This window comes from Pseudomonas sp. HLG18 (assembly GCF_051903985.1).
In the GTDB taxonomy this organism is placed as follows: Bacteria; Pseudomonadota; Gammaproteobacteria; order Pseudomonadales; family Pseudomonadaceae; genus Aquipseudomonas; species Aquipseudomonas fluorescens_BT.
In genome coordinates, this window is record NZ_CP195831.1 from 3279463 (window position 1) to 3294827 (window position 15365).

At 60.8% G+C, this 15365-nt stretch carries 19 protein-coding genes; 8 read left to right on the forward strand and 11 right to left on the reverse strand.

Translation table 11 applies throughout. The features are described 5' to 3' along the window. Positions 1 to 21: 21 nt before the first annotated feature. Positions 22 to 1164: an elongation factor P maturation arginine rhamnosyltransferase EarP gene (gene earP, locus ACSPX5_RS15015; RefSeq protein ID WP_439819837.1), complete on the reverse strand. Its 1143-nt coding sequence runs from the start codon at positions 1162 to 1164 to the stop codon at positions 22 to 24. Positions 1165 to 1288: 124 nt separating this feature from the next. Here earP and ACSPX5_RS15020 point away from each other — a divergent pair, with 124 nt between their 5' ends. Together ACSPX5_RS15020 and ACSPX5_RS15025 are read left to right on the forward strand one after the other, a co-directional pair. Then, the gene (locus ACSPX5_RS15020; RefSeq protein WP_169431325.1) at positions 1289 to 1696 is read left to right on the forward strand and encodes a hypothetical protein; all 408 of its coding nucleotides are present in this window, start codon (positions 1289 to 1291) and stop codon (positions 1694 to 1696) included. A gap of 2 nt (positions 1697 to 1698) precedes the next feature. Next, positions 1699 to 2181, forward strand: a complete 483-nt coding sequence (locus ACSPX5_RS15025; protein WP_439819838.1) for a GreA/GreB family elongation factor — start codon at positions 1699 to 1701, stop codon at positions 2179 to 2181. Between the two features lie 8 nt (positions 2182 to 2189). Here ACSPX5_RS15025 and cysB read toward each other — a convergent pair whose 3' ends face one another. The 5 genes from cysB to ACSPX5_RS15050 all read right to left on the reverse strand — a co-directional run bounded on the left by cysB (position 2190) and on the right by ACSPX5_RS15050 (position 6152). Beyond that, positions 2190 to 3164 (reverse strand): HTH-type transcriptional regulator CysB, encoded by a 975-nt coding sequence (gene cysB, locus ACSPX5_RS15030; RefSeq protein WP_007955684.1) that lies wholly within the window; start codon positions 3162 to 3164, stop codon positions 2190 to 2192. A 113-nt stretch (positions 3165 to 3277) separates the two neighbouring features. Next, entirely contained in the window at positions 3278 to 3781 is a 504-nt protein-coding gene (locus ACSPX5_RS15035; protein ID WP_169431327.1) for a universal stress protein, read from the reverse strand. Positions 3782 to 3879: 98 nt separating this feature from the next. Next, complete coding sequence (locus tag ACSPX5_RS15040) at positions 3880 to 4785, reverse strand: 5'-nucleotidase (protein ID WP_323161277.1); 906 nt, start codon at positions 4783 to 4785, stop codon at positions 3880 to 3882. Between the two features lie 24 nt (positions 4786 to 4809). Next, positions 4810 to 5766: a putative 2-dehydropantoate 2-reductase gene (locus ACSPX5_RS15045; protein ID WP_439819839.1), complete on the reverse strand. Its 957-nt coding sequence runs from the start codon at positions 5764 to 5766 to the stop codon at positions 4810 to 4812. Beyond that, the gene (locus tag ACSPX5_RS15050) at positions 5766 to 6152 is read right to left on the reverse strand and encodes a thioredoxin family protein (protein ID WP_439819840.1); all 387 of its coding nucleotides are present in this window, start codon (positions 6150 to 6152) and stop codon (positions 5766 to 5768) included. Before ACSPX5_RS15050 ends, ACSPX5_RS15045 begins: the two co-directional genes overlap by 1 nt. Between ACSPX5_RS15050 and ACSPX5_RS15055 the strand changes: the two genes are divergently transcribed. Both ACSPX5_RS15055 and ACSPX5_RS15060 read left to right on the forward strand, forming a co-directional pair. Further along, positions 6151 to 6594 (forward strand): PilZ domain-containing protein, encoded by a 444-nt coding sequence (locus tag ACSPX5_RS15055; RefSeq protein WP_439819841.1) that lies wholly within the window; start codon positions 6151 to 6153, stop codon positions 6592 to 6594. The two genes, ACSPX5_RS15050 and ACSPX5_RS15055, sit on opposite strands and share 2 nt — an antisense overlap. A gap of 129 nt (positions 6595 to 6723) precedes the next feature. Then, positions 6724 to 7800: a 3-deoxy-7-phosphoheptulonate synthase gene (locus ACSPX5_RS15060; protein WP_439819842.1), complete on the forward strand. Its 1077-nt coding sequence runs from the start codon at positions 6724 to 6726 to the stop codon at positions 7798 to 7800. 68 nt (positions 7801 to 7868) lie between these two features. On the opposite strand, the gene ACSPX5_RS15065 is transcribed toward ACSPX5_RS15060, so the two are convergent. Then, complete coding sequence (locus ACSPX5_RS15065; RefSeq protein ID WP_007955658.1) at positions 7869 to 8150, reverse strand: GNAT family N-acetyltransferase; 282 nt, start codon at positions 8148 to 8150, stop codon at positions 7869 to 7871. Positions 8151 to 8787: 637 nt separating this feature from the next. Between ACSPX5_RS15065 and oprI the strand changes: the two genes are divergently transcribed. Further along, on the forward strand, positions 8788 to 9039 hold the full coding sequence (gene oprI, locus ACSPX5_RS15070; RefSeq protein ID WP_003199355.1) for an outer membrane lipoprotei OprI: 252 nt from the start codon (positions 8788 to 8790) through the stop codon (positions 9037 to 9039). A 123-nt stretch (positions 9040 to 9162) separates the two neighbouring features. On the opposite strand, the gene ACSPX5_RS15075 is transcribed toward oprI, so the two are convergent. From ACSPX5_RS15075 to ACSPX5_RS15085, 3 genes are all read right to left on the reverse strand, one after another. After that, complete coding sequence (locus ACSPX5_RS15075; protein WP_169431332.1) at positions 9163 to 10134, reverse strand: L,D-transpeptidase family protein; 972 nt, start codon at positions 10132 to 10134, stop codon at positions 9163 to 9165. A 135-nt stretch (positions 10135 to 10269) separates the two neighbouring features. Continuing rightward, entirely contained in the window at positions 10270 to 10563 is a 294-nt protein-coding gene (locus ACSPX5_RS15080) for a hypothetical protein (RefSeq protein ID WP_007908575.1), read from the reverse strand. Positions 10564 to 10620: 57 nt separating this feature from the next. Then, entirely contained in the window at positions 10621 to 11226 is a 606-nt protein-coding gene (locus tag ACSPX5_RS15085) for an arylesterase (RefSeq protein ID WP_169431333.1), read from the reverse strand. Positions 11227 to 11236: 10 nt separating this feature from the next. On the opposite strand from ACSPX5_RS15085, the gene ACSPX5_RS15090 reads away from it, so the two are divergent. The 3 genes from ACSPX5_RS15090 to greB are packed head-to-tail and all read left to right on the forward strand — an operon-like array spanning position 11237 to position 14956. Then, positions 11237 to 11920 carry an ABC transporter ATP-binding protein gene (locus ACSPX5_RS15090; protein WP_169431334.1) on the forward strand — a complete coding sequence of 228 codons (684 nt, stop codon included), beginning with the start codon at positions 11237 to 11239 and terminating at the stop codon, positions 11918 to 11920. Further along, on the forward strand, positions 11920 to 14424 hold the full coding sequence (locus tag ACSPX5_RS15095; RefSeq protein WP_169431335.1) for an ABC transporter permease: 2505 nt from the start codon (positions 11920 to 11922) through the stop codon (positions 14422 to 14424). Before ACSPX5_RS15090 ends, ACSPX5_RS15095 begins: the two co-directional genes overlap by 1 nt. A 34-nt stretch (positions 14425 to 14458) precedes the next feature. Continuing rightward, positions 14459 to 14956 (forward strand): transcription elongation factor GreB, encoded by a 498-nt coding sequence (gene greB / locus ACSPX5_RS15100; protein WP_003226818.1) that lies wholly within the window; start codon positions 14459 to 14461, stop codon positions 14954 to 14956. Between the two features lie 3 nt (positions 14957 to 14959). On the opposite strand, the gene ACSPX5_RS15105 is transcribed toward greB, so the two are convergent. Next, complete coding sequence (locus ACSPX5_RS15105) at positions 14960 to 15268, reverse strand: class I SAM-dependent methyltransferase (protein ID WP_169431336.1); 309 nt, start codon at positions 15266 to 15268, stop codon at positions 14960 to 14962. Between the last annotated feature and the right edge of the window lie 97 nt (positions 15269 to 15365).

Consider the following 15365-nt stretch of genomic DNA (forward strand, 5'->3'; position numbering starts at 1 on the left):
TACAAAAATCTAGGCCGCGTATCATATCCAATTTCGGTAAAACTGTACCAGCGCCGTCGCAAGATCGGCCTGCAAGGCCTGTTCCAGACACCATGCTTCGGCATGTTCCTGCAGTTCTGGCCAGTGTTTACGGGCCGCCAGCCAGTGATCGCCGATCGGCTGCCCGGAACTCCAGGCGTGCCAGAGACCGTTCATCGCCTCGGCAGCATCCGGCGAAAGGCCTTTCGTATAGAGCGCAAGGAAGGCATCCAGCTTGTCCAGATGGATATCTTCGTCCTGCTGATAGATGTGCCACAGCATCGGACGACCGGCCCACTGCGCGCGGACAAACGAATCCTCGCCGCGCACCGCGTTGAAATCGCAGCACCAGAGCAATTGATCGTATTGATCCTGCCGGACGAACGGCAACACCTGCACGGTCAGCGCCTGGCGCACATTCACCTCGCCGATCGCCAGCGACTCGACCCCGAGCCAGCGGGCGACATCGCCAAGGATCCGCCCTTCCGGTACCAGCAGATGAGTGGGCGTCGAGTCCGCGGCCAGTACATCCAGCCAACTGGCAAGGCCGGCATTTTCGTAGGCGAACAGTGAGATCAACCGGGCATCGCCCGCAGGCTCCACACCCAGCCCCTGCAGGAATTGTCGCTGCGCTTCGCGATTCTGCTGAAACAGACGACGACGCTCCAGCAAACCGCTTTCACGCAACAAGCCGCCAGTGCCGGGCTGAAATCCCGGAAAGAAAAAGTACTTCTGCACCGTTTTGTATTTCACCGAAGGCAGGCCGTGGCAGCCAACCACCCAGTCTTCGGCGCTGAGATAGTCGAGGTTCATCCACAACGGTGGCGTTTCCCGTGCCGCCATGACATCCATGCAGGCACTCGGCAACTGACAGGCGAATGCAGCGATCACCACGTCGGCGGCGTCCGTTTCCAGCCACTCGCCCGACCAGTGCCGGACCTCGACGCCCTCTTGCCACTGAGCTTCGAGGCGGATGTCGAGCGCCGGGCAAATCCGCTCGAACGCACGCAGGTCATCGACCCACAGTCGCACCGCCAGCGCATGCTCGGCCACCAGTTGCCTGGCCAGACGCCAGGTCACCCCGATATCGCCGTAGTTGTCGACCACGGTGCAAAAGATGTCCCAGCGGGTTTTCGGTTGCGGCATTCAAGACTCCCGTTGGCAAAAGCGGCGATTGTCCGCATAAATGTCCGCGTGCAGAAGAGCCGACGACGATTAATCTTCGTGCGACAATCGCCACTTGCCCGCAATCATCCGCCAGGAGGCAGCCATGCCCTACCGCCCAACCCCGCGTCGCCCCTTGCCTGTTCAGCTTAGCGCGCTGCAATTGACCGGCAGCATTGCCCTGGGATTGTGGCTGGGTTTCCTGGCCATTGCGCTGACTTGCTGGCTCGCCTCGCTGCTCTTCAGCCGTCAATTGCAACCAGTGACGGAGGCCGTTCAGCAACTGAGCAAACCGGCGGTAGTCACGCAGCCTCAGGAAGATCCGCAGCCGCAGAACCGCCTGTTCGAACAATACGAAGAAAACCTGCGCAAGAACGAGCAGCACAATCGCCTGGATCAGGCCCGCAGCAGCACGCGCAACCAGTCGAACCCTAAATGCCAGTTCTGGCTCCAGCAGGATCAGACCGCTCCCAGCGAAAAGAGCCGCGCCAATGTCCTGCAATTCTGCGATTGATCATGAACAAACACACTGTCCACCAACTGATTCTCGACAAACTGCGCGTCGACCTCGACATCGCTGAACGTGCCGCGCAAACCGCATACGAAACCGCGACTCACGAAGAGAACATCGCTGAAAACAAGTACGACACTCTGGGGCTCGAGGCGTCGTACCTGGCGGCCGGGCAAGCGAAACGGGTCGAGGAAATCCGCCAGTCACTGGCGGTTTGCCAGAACCTGACGCTTCGGGCCTACGACGATCAGCGCGGAATCGAAATCAGCGCCCTGCTCGGTCTGGAAGACGAAAAGGGTCGCGAGCAATGGCTGTTTCTGGCGCCCGATGCGGCGGGCCTGAAGGTCGACGTGGTGGGTCAGCCGATCACCGTCATCACCCCACGCTCGCCGCTGGGCAAAAGCCTGCTGGGAAAGTGCGAGGGCGATGAAGTGGAGATTCTGGTGGCAGGCACCCGGCAACAGTTCGCTGTCACCGAGGTGCTATAGAGAGGGACTCAGTGGACGGGCAGTTCGACGCCTTCGAACAGCTCTTCCAGTTCCTGCTTGTTGTGGCACTGGATGGCCTTGGCCATGACTTCGCGAGTCAGGTGCGGTGCGAATTTCTCGATGAAGTCGCACATGAAGCCACGCAGGAAGGTGCCACGACGGAAACCGATCTTGGTCACGCTGGACTCGAACAGCTCGCTGGCATCGAGCACAACCAGGTCATTATCGAGCTTGGTATCGACGGCCATTTTGGCCACGATGCCGACACCCAGCCCCAGACGTACGTAGGTTTTGATGACGTCGGCGTCGGCGGCGGTGAACACCACTTTCGGCGTCAGGCCGCGATGGCTGAAGGCTTCGTCGAGTTTCGAACGGCCGGTGAAACCGAACACGTAAGTCACGATCGGGTATTCGGCCAGTGCTTCGAGCGTCAGCTTCGGCAGCTTGGTCAGCGGGTGGCCCTGAGGCACGACCACGCAGCGGTTCCAGCGGTAGCACGGCATCATCACCAGATCGCCGAACAGTTCCAGCGCTTCGGTGGCGATGGCGAAATCCACAGTGCCGTCAGCGGCCATTTCGGCGATCTGCATCGGCGAACCCTGGTGCATGTGCAGCGCCACGTCCGGGTATTGCTTGATGAAATTGCTGATCACCGGCGGCAGTGCGTAACGTGCCTGGGTGTGAGTGGTGGCGATCGACAGGGTGCCTTTCTTCTCGTTGGAGAACTCTTGAGCGATCTGCTTGATGCTTTCGACCTTGCGCAGAATCTCGCCAGCGGTGGTGATGATGCGCTCGCCGGCCGGGGTGACGCGGGTCAGGTGTTTGCCGCTGCGGGCGAACACTTCGACACCCAGTTCGTCTTCCAGCAGGCGGATCTGTTTACTGATGCCCGGTTGCGAGGTGTAAAGGCTTTGGGCGGTAGCGGAAACGTTGAGGTCGTGGTGCGCCACTTCCCAGATGTAGCGCAATTGTTGAAGCTTCATATGAATCCCTCAAAGCAGGTAGACGCCACGGGCATCAGCGACGGTATATAACTATATTAATGGTTTGGAGAATAAATCTAGAACTTTTTCATCAAAAGGCCATTATTCCTGCTTCAGCGATCCCCCCGACGCCGACGCTCAACCAGCGGCACCATGTAAACCGGCACCTTGGACAACTGCAGCACGCGGGTCGCCGTGCGTCCCAACGGTGTTTCCGCCCCGACCCCGTGGCTGTGACTTCCTACGATCAGCAAATCGACAGAGAGTTTCTGCACCTGATCGAGAATCACCTGTGACGGATCGCCCTGCAGCACCCGTACCGCACGAATCCGCAGCAGGTCCTGCTCACCCTCGTCCCCCAGCTCTTCGCGAAAGCTGTCGAGCACCCGTTGCTCGATATTGGCAATCACGGTTTTCAGACCCTGGCTATGGAACTCGTTCAATGCCTGTTCGTCGAGATAGCTCTGCAACACCGATTCGGCAAACAGCCCCATGGGCTCTACCGCATGCACCACATACAAGTCGGCATTGAACGTTCGAGCCATCGTCAGGGCATGCTGCATCACTAACGGTGCGTACAGACCGAGGTCAGTGGCATACAGCATCGAACGAATCATATGACCTCCTCGCAAGCCAACATGGCGGAGATTTGATTCAGCTTAGCAGTGCCTTGGCGAGTACGACGTGCGACGCAACGTCTTGAACCACGTGGGCTTTAGACCGCCGGTTCGTTGCTGATGCCATGGGGGACATGGCCGGTGGCGACCACCTCGCGGGCCAGCTCGCAGTGACCGGCCTGATCATCGAAGAACACGTCGGCGGCGAACGCTTCGAGAAACGCCGACTTGGTCAGTCCACCCAGAAACAGCGACTCGTCCAGGCGGATGTCCCATTCGCGCAAGGTGCGGATCACCCGCTCGTGGGCCGGGGCCGAACGTGCCGTGACCAGGGCAGTACGGATCGGGCAGGCATCGTCAGGGAACTCGCGCTGCAACAGATTGAGCGCCGCCAGAAAGCCTTTGAACGGCCCGCCGCGCAATGGCTCGCGCGCGGATTCACGCTCCTTGGCCTGGAAGGCTTCGAGGCCGCCGGACTGATAGATCCGCTCCGATTCGTCGGAAAACAGCACCGCGTCACCGTCGAAGGCAATGCGCAATTCATCGCTGGCTGCACGGCTGGCGCCACCGGAAAGAATGGTGGCCGCCGCAAAGCCGTTGTCCAGTGCCGAGCGCACGTCTTCGGCGTGGGTGGAAAGAAACAGGTCGCAACCGAAGGCTTTGAGATAAGGATAAGGGCTGCGCCCGCCGACAAACGCCGCACGGGAAATCGCCAGGCCGTAGTGATCGATCGAGTGAAACACCCGCAGCCCCGTGTCGGCACTGTTGCGCGATACCAGAATCACCTCGACCCGGGCGCGACCGAGGCGAGTGTTGAGGTTGAGCAGTTTTTCCACCAGCGCAAAGGCATCGCCCGGCGCCAGGACTTCGTCTTCATGCTCGATCTGATATTGCCGATAGGCTTCGACGCCGCCCGACAGGTAGACCTTGTGGCTTTCGCTCAGGTCGAACAGGGCACGGGACGAAATCGCCAGCACCAGTTTGTCATCGATGTTCTTGGCCATGCCTTCCCCCCCAGTGCGACCGGTTTAAACGTTGCGCCGGTCGATAAAGCTCAATGTGCGGTACAACGATTCGATTCGCGGCAACTCGCAGCCCGCCGCTTTTGCCGCCGCCAAGGGTCGAGCGTAGATGGCGTCCAGTTCCAGCGGTCGCTTGTGCAGAAAGTCGTGGTACATGCTCGGCCAATAGTCGGGCATTTTCTCGGTCATCATGAACAGGTACTGGGCGTAACCCGGTGGCATGTCATGACCGCAGGCCTTGGCGCCCAGCACCACTTCAGCCATCAGCGCCTGAATCAACGCGCGGCTGTCAGTGTCGGCCATCAAGGGCGTGGTGCTGGCACCGAGCAACACCGAGAGCCCGTTGTAGGGAATGTTCCACACCAGTTTCTGCCAGCGCGCCTGATGCAGGTTCGGCATCGCCTGGGAATCGAGACCGGCGGCCCGGAACAGGCCGGCGCCCGCCTCGACGATTGCCATGCGCGCCTCATCATCCGATGCCGGGCCGCTGTGATAGCCGACGTTCACTGCCCCCAGCGCCTGATGGGTGATCTGCCCCGGCCCTTCGCGGTGGACGCAGATCAGGCACAAGCCGCCGAGCAAATGCAGGGAATCGGGCAGCAACGCCCGCAAGCTGTCTTCGACATCGAGGCCGTTTTGCAGTACCAGCACTTTCGCGTCGGGTTTCGCCGCCTGAATGATCGACGGTGCAAGCCCCGCATTGCTGGTGGTCTTGGCGCCGACCAGCAGCCAGTCGCAGGGCGGCATGTCTTCTGCCGACGAATAGGCCTGCACCGGGTTCAGCGTCAGTGCGCCGTGCACCGCGCTGTTCACCTGCAAGCCACGCTCGGCAACCGCAGTAAATTCGCTGCGCAGCAAAAAATGCACATCGAACCCGGCCCGCGCCAGCATCAAGCCGTAAAACCCTCCGATTGCACCGGTACCGATAATCCCTACCACCGGTTTATCGACTACTGCCCCCATCACGGCAACTCCTCTGCAACTCGACTCAGCGCCTGCGCCACGGCTGCGTTCAACTCAGTGGCATTCAGGTGCGTGTGTACCGCCCCGAAGAACTCGCCGTCGCGCACCACAAACAACGCCGGCAAATGAAAGACCTGATAACGCTCGACAAGACCACCGTTGTCGCCGGCGTCGATCCAGCACACCCGATCGACTGCCAGTTCCAGCCCGGGCAATACCTCGCGGGCATACCTGCAACTGGCGCAGCCGACACTGGTGAAAATCACCAGCGAAACGCCACTCATCGCCAGCAGCCGTTGGTCGGCGTCGAAATCGGTCAGTTCCGATTCGAACACTATACTGGGGGAAACAATGTCAAATGGCCGACACAGGGAGTCTGTGCTCATGGGACGGTTTATTCCTCATCCGGATGATGTGCCCGTCGAACTGACGTTGCTCAAACCTGAGTGCATTTCGCGGCAACAGCTGCACACTATCAGCCTCGGCGGCATCGCTTGCAATTACCACCGTGCCGGGCGTCATGGCACCGCACTGCAAGTGCGCATGCCCACACTCAATGCCGACTTCGCCTGCCCGGGCTATGTAGCCTGGTGCCTGCGCCGTAAAAAGGGTTATCTGGTGGGCATTGCGTTCACCGATGAACAAACTCTTTTCAGCGCAAGAATGGGTGAGCAGGTGTGTCAGATCGAGCGTTATTGCCGAATCAACGATGCCCACGATGACCTGCAGGATATACAGGCACGAGCGCTGCAATGGGTCGAACAGCACGCCGAAGAGTTTTCCCACGACACCGTTCGCAAGGCATTTGCGCAACCCGTGCTGGACTGAACGGTTACATGCCCATTGTCGACAGGCGCCCGACGCGCTAAGGTTCGGCTCCCCGACGCGCTTAAATCTGCTGTGCTCCGCCGCGCGGGGATCGCTGGCGGCCGGCATCCGTGACCTGACGAGTAAACGATGGCTGATTTACCGATCAACGACCTAAACGTCGCCTCCAACGAGACCCTGATCACTCCCGATCAGCTCAAGCGTGATATCCCTCTGAGCGACGCTGCCCTGCGCACCGTCACCAAGGGTCGCGAAGTCATCCGCAACATTCTCGATGGCACCGACCATCGTCTGTTCGTGGTGATCGGCCCCTGCTCGATTCACGACATCAAGGCTGCCCACGAATACGCCGATCGCCTGAAAGTGCTGGCGGCGGAAGTTTCGGACACCCTGTACCTGGTCATGCGCGTGTATTTCGAAAAACCGCGCACCACCGTCGGCTGGAAGGGCCTGATCAACGACCCGTATCTGGACGACTCGTTCAAGATCCAGGACGGTCTGCACATCGGTCGCCAGTTGTTGCTGGACCTGGCCGAGAAAGGCCTGCCGACCGCGACCGAAGCACTCGATCCGATCTCCCCGCAGTATCTTCAGGATCTGATCAGTTGGTCGGCCATCGGCGCCCGCACCACCGAATCCCAGACCCACCGCGAAATGGCTTCCGGCCTGTCTTCGGCCGTCGGCTTCAAGAACGGCACCGACGGCGGCCTGACCGTGGCGATCAACGCCTTGCAGTCGGTTTCCAGCCCGCACCGTTTCCTGGGGATCAACCAGGAAGGTGGTGTGTCGATCGTCACCACCAAAGGCAACGCCTACGGTCACGTGGTGCTGCGCGGCGGTAATGGCAAGCCGAACTACGACTCGGTCAGCGTCGCCCTGTGCGAACAGGCGCTGAACAAGGCGAAGATCAAGCCGAACATCATGGTCGACTGCAGCCACGCCAACTCCAACAAGGATCCGGCCCTGCAACCGCTGGTGATGGAGAACGTCGCCAACCAGATCCTCGAAGGCAACCAGTCGATCATCGGCCTGATGGTCGAGAGTCACCTGAACTGGGGCTGCCAGGCGATCCCGAAAGACCTCGCCGACCTGCAATACGGCGTGTCGATCACCGATGCCTGCATCGACTGGTCGGCCACCGAGAAGACCTTGCGCAGCATGCACGCCAAGCTCAAGGATGTTCTGCCGAAACGTCAGCGCAACTGATCGCGTTTTCGCAGGCATAAAAAAACGCCGGGCATTGCCCGGCGTTTTTGTGTGTGATGTGAGGCCAATCAGATCTTCGCGGTGCGCCGCTGATGCCGCTCCATATAGCGCTCCACGTAGGAGCACGAAGGAATGACCGTGTAACCCATCTCGTCGGCGTACTGCAGCGCCCGTTCGGTCAGGGCTGCCGCGATGCCTCGGCCACGCAGTGCGTTGGGCACAAAGGTGCGGTAGATATCCAGGGTCTGTTTCCCCAGATCCATATAGGTCAGGTAGGCACGATGACCGTCCACATTGGTCTCGAACTGATGACCAGCCTGGTCATGGTGGATGGACAACGCCTCGCTCATCACTTCTCCTCGCGGGTCTCGAATTCTGACCCCTACCTTACCGATGTTTTCCCGGCGAAGGAACATCTACGCCACCCCGTGCCTGATGGACACCGAGAAGAACCGCACCGATCTCGCGCAACACGAGCACGTATCAAATAGTAGGCACCAATGGCGAAAATGCTCAAGGCACACTCGTCATCAGGCTGATTGGCGGGGCGGCTCCGGTGGACTCAGGGCCGGCTCGGAAGAAGCTTCTCCCGCACCGTGAGGCTGAACATCGCCGGATGTTGAGACTTAAGACGTGCCGCCTTTTTTAAAGTCACCTGAACATGGACAAAGATATGCGAGCCGCCACGCAAAATCGCAACAAAAGTGTGGACGAATCCATATACACGTCCTTTAGCCAAGATCGGCAAAACAGCAGCCGACAACGGGAACTTTTTCTCAATAACTCGCTCACGGTGGGCCTTACAGCTGAGTATTTTTTATACAGCACCGCTAAAAGTTGCTCGAAAAAGAATCAACGCCTACAATTTTTTTTGCTTCTTGCCTTACGTCAGTTTACTTACTACAAGTAATGGGTAGTATGTACGCCGGCTATTTCCTCAATCGGAGGAGACAGCCACTTAATTGAAAGTCCTTGAAGGGGAACACGATGAACAACGTTCTGAAATTCTCTGCTCTGGCTCTGGCCGCAGTTCTGGCTACCGGTTGCAGCAGCGCATCGAAAGAAACCGAAGCACGTCTGACCGCTACTGAAGACGCAGCTGCTCGCTCCCAGGCTCGTGCAGACGAAGCTTACCGTAAAGCTGATGAAGCTCTGGCTGCTGCTCAAAAAGCACAACAGACTGCTGACGAAGCTAACGAGCGTGCTCTGCGCATGCTGGACAAAGCTAGCCGCAAGTAATAGTCCTTCGGGATTGTTATCAAGCCGACCCGTTTTTCGGGTCGGCTTTTTTTTGCCTGAAATTTTCTTCATGCAATAAAAAACCCGCCGACACGCAAGCGTCGGCGGGTTTTGTCTTTCAGCTTACTGCTGCAGGTCGATCGGTGCGCTCGACACGATCGGCGCCGAGGTATTGGGCGTGCCGATTTCGGTTGGCAGTCCATCCTCGGCTGCGACTACATCACGCACCACGTCCCAGTTCATGCGCAGGTTGTTGGTGATGTCTTCGCGCTTGAGCATCGCGTTGATCACGGCAGTGTGCTTGTCGACCACCGACGGGTTGCCTTTGTCGTCGATCGGTGTGTGCGCCTCCAGGTAGACCTTGCCGCCGCTGCGACCGAACTTGTACGCATCGTTGATGATCCGTACCGAAGTCCCCACCGGCACCATGCCGGCCATTTCCAGCACGTTATTGTTGAACATGCGGAAGCAGCCGTGACTGGTGCGCATGCCGATGCCGAATTTCTTGTTCGAACCGTGAATCAGGTAGCCCGGTGTGCCCAAGGTGAACTTGAACGGCCCCAGCGGGTTGTCCGGACCGGCCGGCACCACGTTCGGCAACGGATCGCCATCGGCGGCGTGCTCGGCCTTGATCGAGGCTGGCGGCGTCCAGGTCGGATTCGGCGTTTTGGCGGTGATCGTGGTGTGGGCGATCGGTGAACCCCAGCCTTCACGACCGATGCCCAGCGGGAAGGTGTACACCACGTTCTTGCCTTTCGGGAAGTAGTAGAGGCGATACTCGGCCAGGTTGATCACAATGCCTTCGCGCGGGCCCGGCGGCAGGATGAAGCGGGTCGGCAGGACCACTTCAGTGCCGGCGCCCGGCAACCAGGCATCGACGCCCGGGTTGGCCGCGACCATCTCCGAATAGCCCAGATCGTAGGTGGTGCCCAGATCGGCAAAGGTATCTTCGTACTTGGCCTTGATCACCTGCACCTGGCCGATGATGTCTTCGCCAGGCGGTGGCAGGGGAAACTCCAATGCGGCAACGGGACCGGCCACACACAGGGCGGCAAGAGACAGGCAGCGGGTGACGGCAGGAAAACGCGGCAACATCCGGAGAATCCTTCGCAGATCGACAAGGGTATAGGAGCGCGATTGTACACCGCGCCTCGGGAATTCGGGGAGATCCGCCGATGGGCAGACAGAACTCTTCATGTTCGACCCGCCGCCGACTGCAAACGGGTGAACCTACAGTTCGAAACGCAGCTCAGGCCAGATCGGCGACGTCCCACGCTTCTGCGATTCGAGGATCGCCCGGCACAGCGAGCACAGGCGCTGATCCTGGAACACCCGGCGATCCACACTCGACCAGCGCGGTTGCGCCGGCAGCAGACTGCCGCACAGGGTTCGGTCCGCCGAGCCACCGAGCTCCAGTTGACGGGTCACCAGATGCACCCGCACTTCCTGGCAGGCGAACAGATCCAGCTGTTCGTCAGGCTCGATCAGTTGGTAGGCAAACAGGGACCAGGCAGAACGCGACATCGGGGGCTCCATTTAGGGGGGCGCCACATTAGCCGAAAGCCTGCCGCTAGAAAAGCCTCATAGCAGCGGTTTTAGCGTCGGCCAGACATTTTCCAGCAACTTGCCCTGAGCCCCGGCTGCCGGGTGCAGACCGTCGGCCTGCATCAAGTCCGGATGCCCGCCCACGCCTTCGAGGAAAAACGGCACCAGCGGGATTTTCTTCTCCTCGGCGAGCTTGCCGTAAACCCGGGCAAAGGCATCGGTGTAGCGCTTGCCGTAGTTGGGTGGCAACTGCATGCCGAGCAATAGCACCTTGGCCCCCTGTTCACGGGAGCTGTCGATCATCGACGCAAGATTTTGTTGCAATTGCGTTGGAGGCATTCCGCGCAGGCCGTCATTACCGCCCAGTTCGAGGATCACGAGCTCCGGCTTGTGCTCTGCAAGCAGCGCCGGCAGCCGCGCCTGGCCTCCGGCACTGGTGTCGCCGCTGATGGAGGCGTTGACCACTTTATCGTCAAAACCTTCGGCCTTGAGCCGCTGCTCGAGCAGCGACACCCACCCCAACCGGGTATCCAGCCCGAAACCGGCGCTGATACTATCGCCAACGATCAGGACTGTACCCGCCGCTGCGTTCTGGGCCATGCACATCAAGGCCAGGCCAGCACTCAAAAACCACACACGCATCGGATTCTCCATGGGCGCAAGCATTCTCACCGCGAAGAACCTTAGCAAAGTGGTTCCCAGCGCGGAAGGTGAACTGACCATCCTGCACGAACTCAGCCTGGAACTGAACAAGGGCGACAGCCTGGCCATCGTCGGCGCGTCCGGCTCCGGAAAATCCACCCTGCTCGGCCTGCTTGCCGGCCTCGATCTGCCGAGCGGCGGCGAAGTTGTTCTCGCCGGCCAGTCCCTGAGCAATCTCGACGAAGACCAGCGCGCGCGCATCCGTGCCGAACACGTGGGTTTTGTCTTTCAATCCTTCCAGTTGCTCGACAGCCTCAATGCCCTGGAAAACGTCATGCTGCCGCTGGAGCTCGACGGCCGTAAAGACGCTCGCGGTCGCGCCACCGAATTGCTGCAACGGGTCGGCCTCGGCCAGCGCCTGACCCACTCGCCGCGCCAGCTGTCCGGCGGCGAGCAACAACGGGTGGCGATTGCCCGGGCTTTTGCCGCCGAGCCGGATGTACTGTTCGCCGACGAGCCCACCGGCAACCTTGACAGCCATACCGGCGAGCGCATCAGCGACTTGCTGTTCGAACTGAACAAGGAACGCGGCACCACGCTGGTGCTGGTGACCCACGACGAACGCCTGGCCCATCGGTGCCGGCGCCTGATCCGACTTGAAGCCGGCCTGCTGGTCGCCCCCCTGGAGCCTTGATGGCACGTCTGCCGCTGTTGCGCCTGTTCAGCCTTGCCCTGCGCCAGCTCCTGCGCGATGCCCGCGCCGGGGAGTTGCGGGTGTTGTTCTTCGCCTTGCTGGTGGCCGTGGCGGCAAGTACCGCCATCGGCTACTTCGGCGCCCGCCTGAATGGCGCAATGACGTTGCGCGCCACCGAGTTTCTCGGCGCGGATCTGGTACTCGAAGGCAGCTCACCGGCGCGACCGGAACAAATCAGGAGCGGTACCGATCTGCGCCTCGACCACGCGCAGATCGTCGAATTCTCCAGCGTCATCGCCACCGACAACGGCATTCAGTTATCGAGCATCAAGGCCGTCGACCGTGCCTATCCGCTGCGCGGCGAGCTGAAAAGCGCCCCCTCCCCTTTCGCTGCCGAAGAAGCCGGTGGCGAACCGCAGCCGGGCGAAGCCTGGGTCGAATCGCGCCTGCTCACCGCACTGGACCTGAAGATCGGCGACAGCATCGACGTCGGCATGAAAACGTTGAAACTGACGCGAGTGCTGACTTACGAACCGGATCGCGCCGGCAACTTTTACAGCCTGACGCCACGCGTGCTGATCAACCTCGACGACCTCGCCGCGACCGGCGTCGTCCAGCCCGGCAGCCGGGTGAGCTATCGCGAGCTGTGGCGCGGCGAACCCAAAGCGCTGGAAACCTATCGCCAACTGATCAAGCCGGGACTTGCCGCCAACCAGCGGATTCAGGATGCCCGGGACGGCAACCGGCAGATCGGTGGCGCCTTGGGCAAGGCCGAGCGCTATCTGAACATGGCCAGTCTGGTCGCCGTGCTGTTGGCCGGTGTGGCCGTGGCGCTGTCGGCAAACCGCTTCGCCAGCCGTCGTTTCGATGCCAGCGCCCTGCTCCGTTGCCTGGGACTGTCACGCCGGGAAACCATGGTGCTGTTCAGCCTGCAACTGGCGGTACTGGGTCTGCTCGCCAGCCTCGGCGGCGCCCTGCTTGGCTGGCTTGCTCAATTGGGTTTGTTCGCGCTGCTGCATGATCTGTTACCGACCGACGTACCGCCGGGTGGCTTGCTGCCGGCGCTGGCGGGGATCGGCACCGGACTCGTGGCACTGGCCGGTTTCGCCCTGCCACCGCTCGCTGCGCTGGGCCGCGTGCCGCCGCTACGGGTTTTGCGCCGGGACATGCTGCCGATTCCGTCGAGCACCTGGATGGTCTACGGCGCTGCACTCGGTGCACTCGGATTGATCATGTGGCGCCTGAGCCTGGATCTGCTGCTGACCTTTGCTTTGCTCGGCGGTGGTGTGGTCGCCGCCCTGGTGCTCGGTGGTTTGCTGTTGCTACTGCTCAACAGCCTGCGTCGCCTGCTGGCTCGCGCCTCGCTGCCATGGCGCCTCGGCCTGGGTCAGTTGCTGCGTCATCCGCTCGCAGCAGCAGGACAGTCCCTGGCATTCGGTCTGATCCTGCTGTCCATGGCACTGATCGCTTTGCTGCGCGGCGAACTGCTCGACACCTGGCAAAACCAGTTGCCGAAGAATGCTCCGAACTATTTCGCCCTGAACATCCTGCCGGCGGACAAACAGGCCTTCACCGATCACCTGATCAATGTCTCGGCCCAGGCCGCGCCGTTGTATCCGGTGGTGCCGGGACGGCTGATCAGCATCAACGGTGAAGCAGTGCAGCAAATCGTCAGCAAGGATTCGGCCGGTGATCGGGCGATCCAGCGCGACCTGAGCCTGACCTGGGCTGCCGATTTGCCGGCGGGCAACAAGATCACCGCAGGTTCGTGGTGGAGCGGGCAACCCTCGGACGAGGTTCCGGGTGTGTCGGTGGAGGGTAAGGTCGCCGAAAGCCTCAAGCTCAAACTTGGCGATCACCTGGTGTTTACCGTTGGCGGAGTGAACCGCGAAGCGAAAGTCACCAGCCTGCGAGAGATCAACTGGGACAACTTCCAGCCGAACTTCTTCATGATCTTCCAGCCCGGCACCCTGAAGGATCTGCCGGCGACCTACCTGACCAGCTTCTATCTGGCGCCCGGTCACGACCAGCAGATCGTCGAGCTGTCGCGAGCATTCCCGGCGGTGACCATCCTGCAGGTCGAAGCCTTGCTCGAACAGCTGCGCAGCATCCTCGCCCAGGTCACCCTGGCGGTGGAGTACGTATTGTTGTTTGTGTTGGCGGCCGGGATGGCGGTGCTGTTTTCCGGGTTGCAGGCGACGCTGGATGAACGCATCCGTCAGGGCGCGCTGTTGCGTGCGCTGGGGGCGGAACGGCAGTTGCTGGTCAAGGCGCGGAGGATCGAGTTCGGCCTGCTGGGCGCAGTCAGCGGGTTGCTGGCGGCCCTCGGTTCGGAAGTGGTGAGTCTGGTGTTGTATCGCTTTGCGTTCGACCTGCCCTGGCACCCGCACCCTTGGTTGCTGTTGTTGCCGTTGATCGGTGCGGCGCTGATCGGTGGCGCCGGCGTGTTCGGCACCCGTCGGGCACTGAACGCGAGCCCGCTGACAGTGCTGCGCGAGGGTTGATAGACTCCAGCCCTCAATACCACAAGAAGTAGCCATGAGCCGTTATCGCCCTCCCCGCACTGCCGGCACCGCGCTGATCACCCCCGAAGGTGAAGCGCGGATGCGCGCCGAATTCCATGAGTTGTGGCACGTACGCCGTCCGCAGGTGACGCAATCGGTCAGCGAAGCCGCGGCTCAGGGCGATCGGTCGGAAAATGCCGAGTACACCTACGGCAAGAAGATGCTGCGCGAGATCGACAGCCGCGTGCGTTTTCTCACCAAGCGACTGGAGGCGTTGAAAGTCGTCAGCGAAAAACCGAGCGATCCGAACAAAGTCTACTTCGGCGCCTGGGTGACCATCGAGGATGAGGACGGCAAACAGTCGCGCTACCGCATCGTCGGCCCGGACGAACTGGACCTGAAACTGGGCCTGATCAGCATCGACTCACCGCTGGCCCGCGCCCTGATCGGCAAGGCGCTGGACGCCGAAGTACGGGTCCAGACGCCAACCGGCGAGCAATTCGTTTACATCGTGGCAATCGACTATCCCTGACGCTCAACGCCGTGCAATCAGTCCCTGACGGGCAACGCGGGTCAGTTGACGGATCATTTCCGGAGCGTCTTCAGCGCTGGGCGACTGGATCACTGCGAGGTCGAAACTGTCATTGGCAAAACGCGCCAGCGACTCGCCGTCTTCGACAAACTGGATCAGGAATGCGGCAGGACCGCCGCTGCGACGTGGCCAGCCATCGAGATAACGCAACAGCGTCGGCTGATGTTTACCGCCAAGCAGGATTTTTGGGTTGCGCTGAGTGACATGTGCCGTGATTGGCGCGGGGCGTGCTGGAGGGCGAAGTGCATTCATCGTGTCGTGTCTCTGCCTCAAAAGTCTGCATGGCAGGTGAGAGGCAACACCGAACCAGCGCTTTAGCGGTATTTCGAAGCCCTGTTCCGGCTTCTGA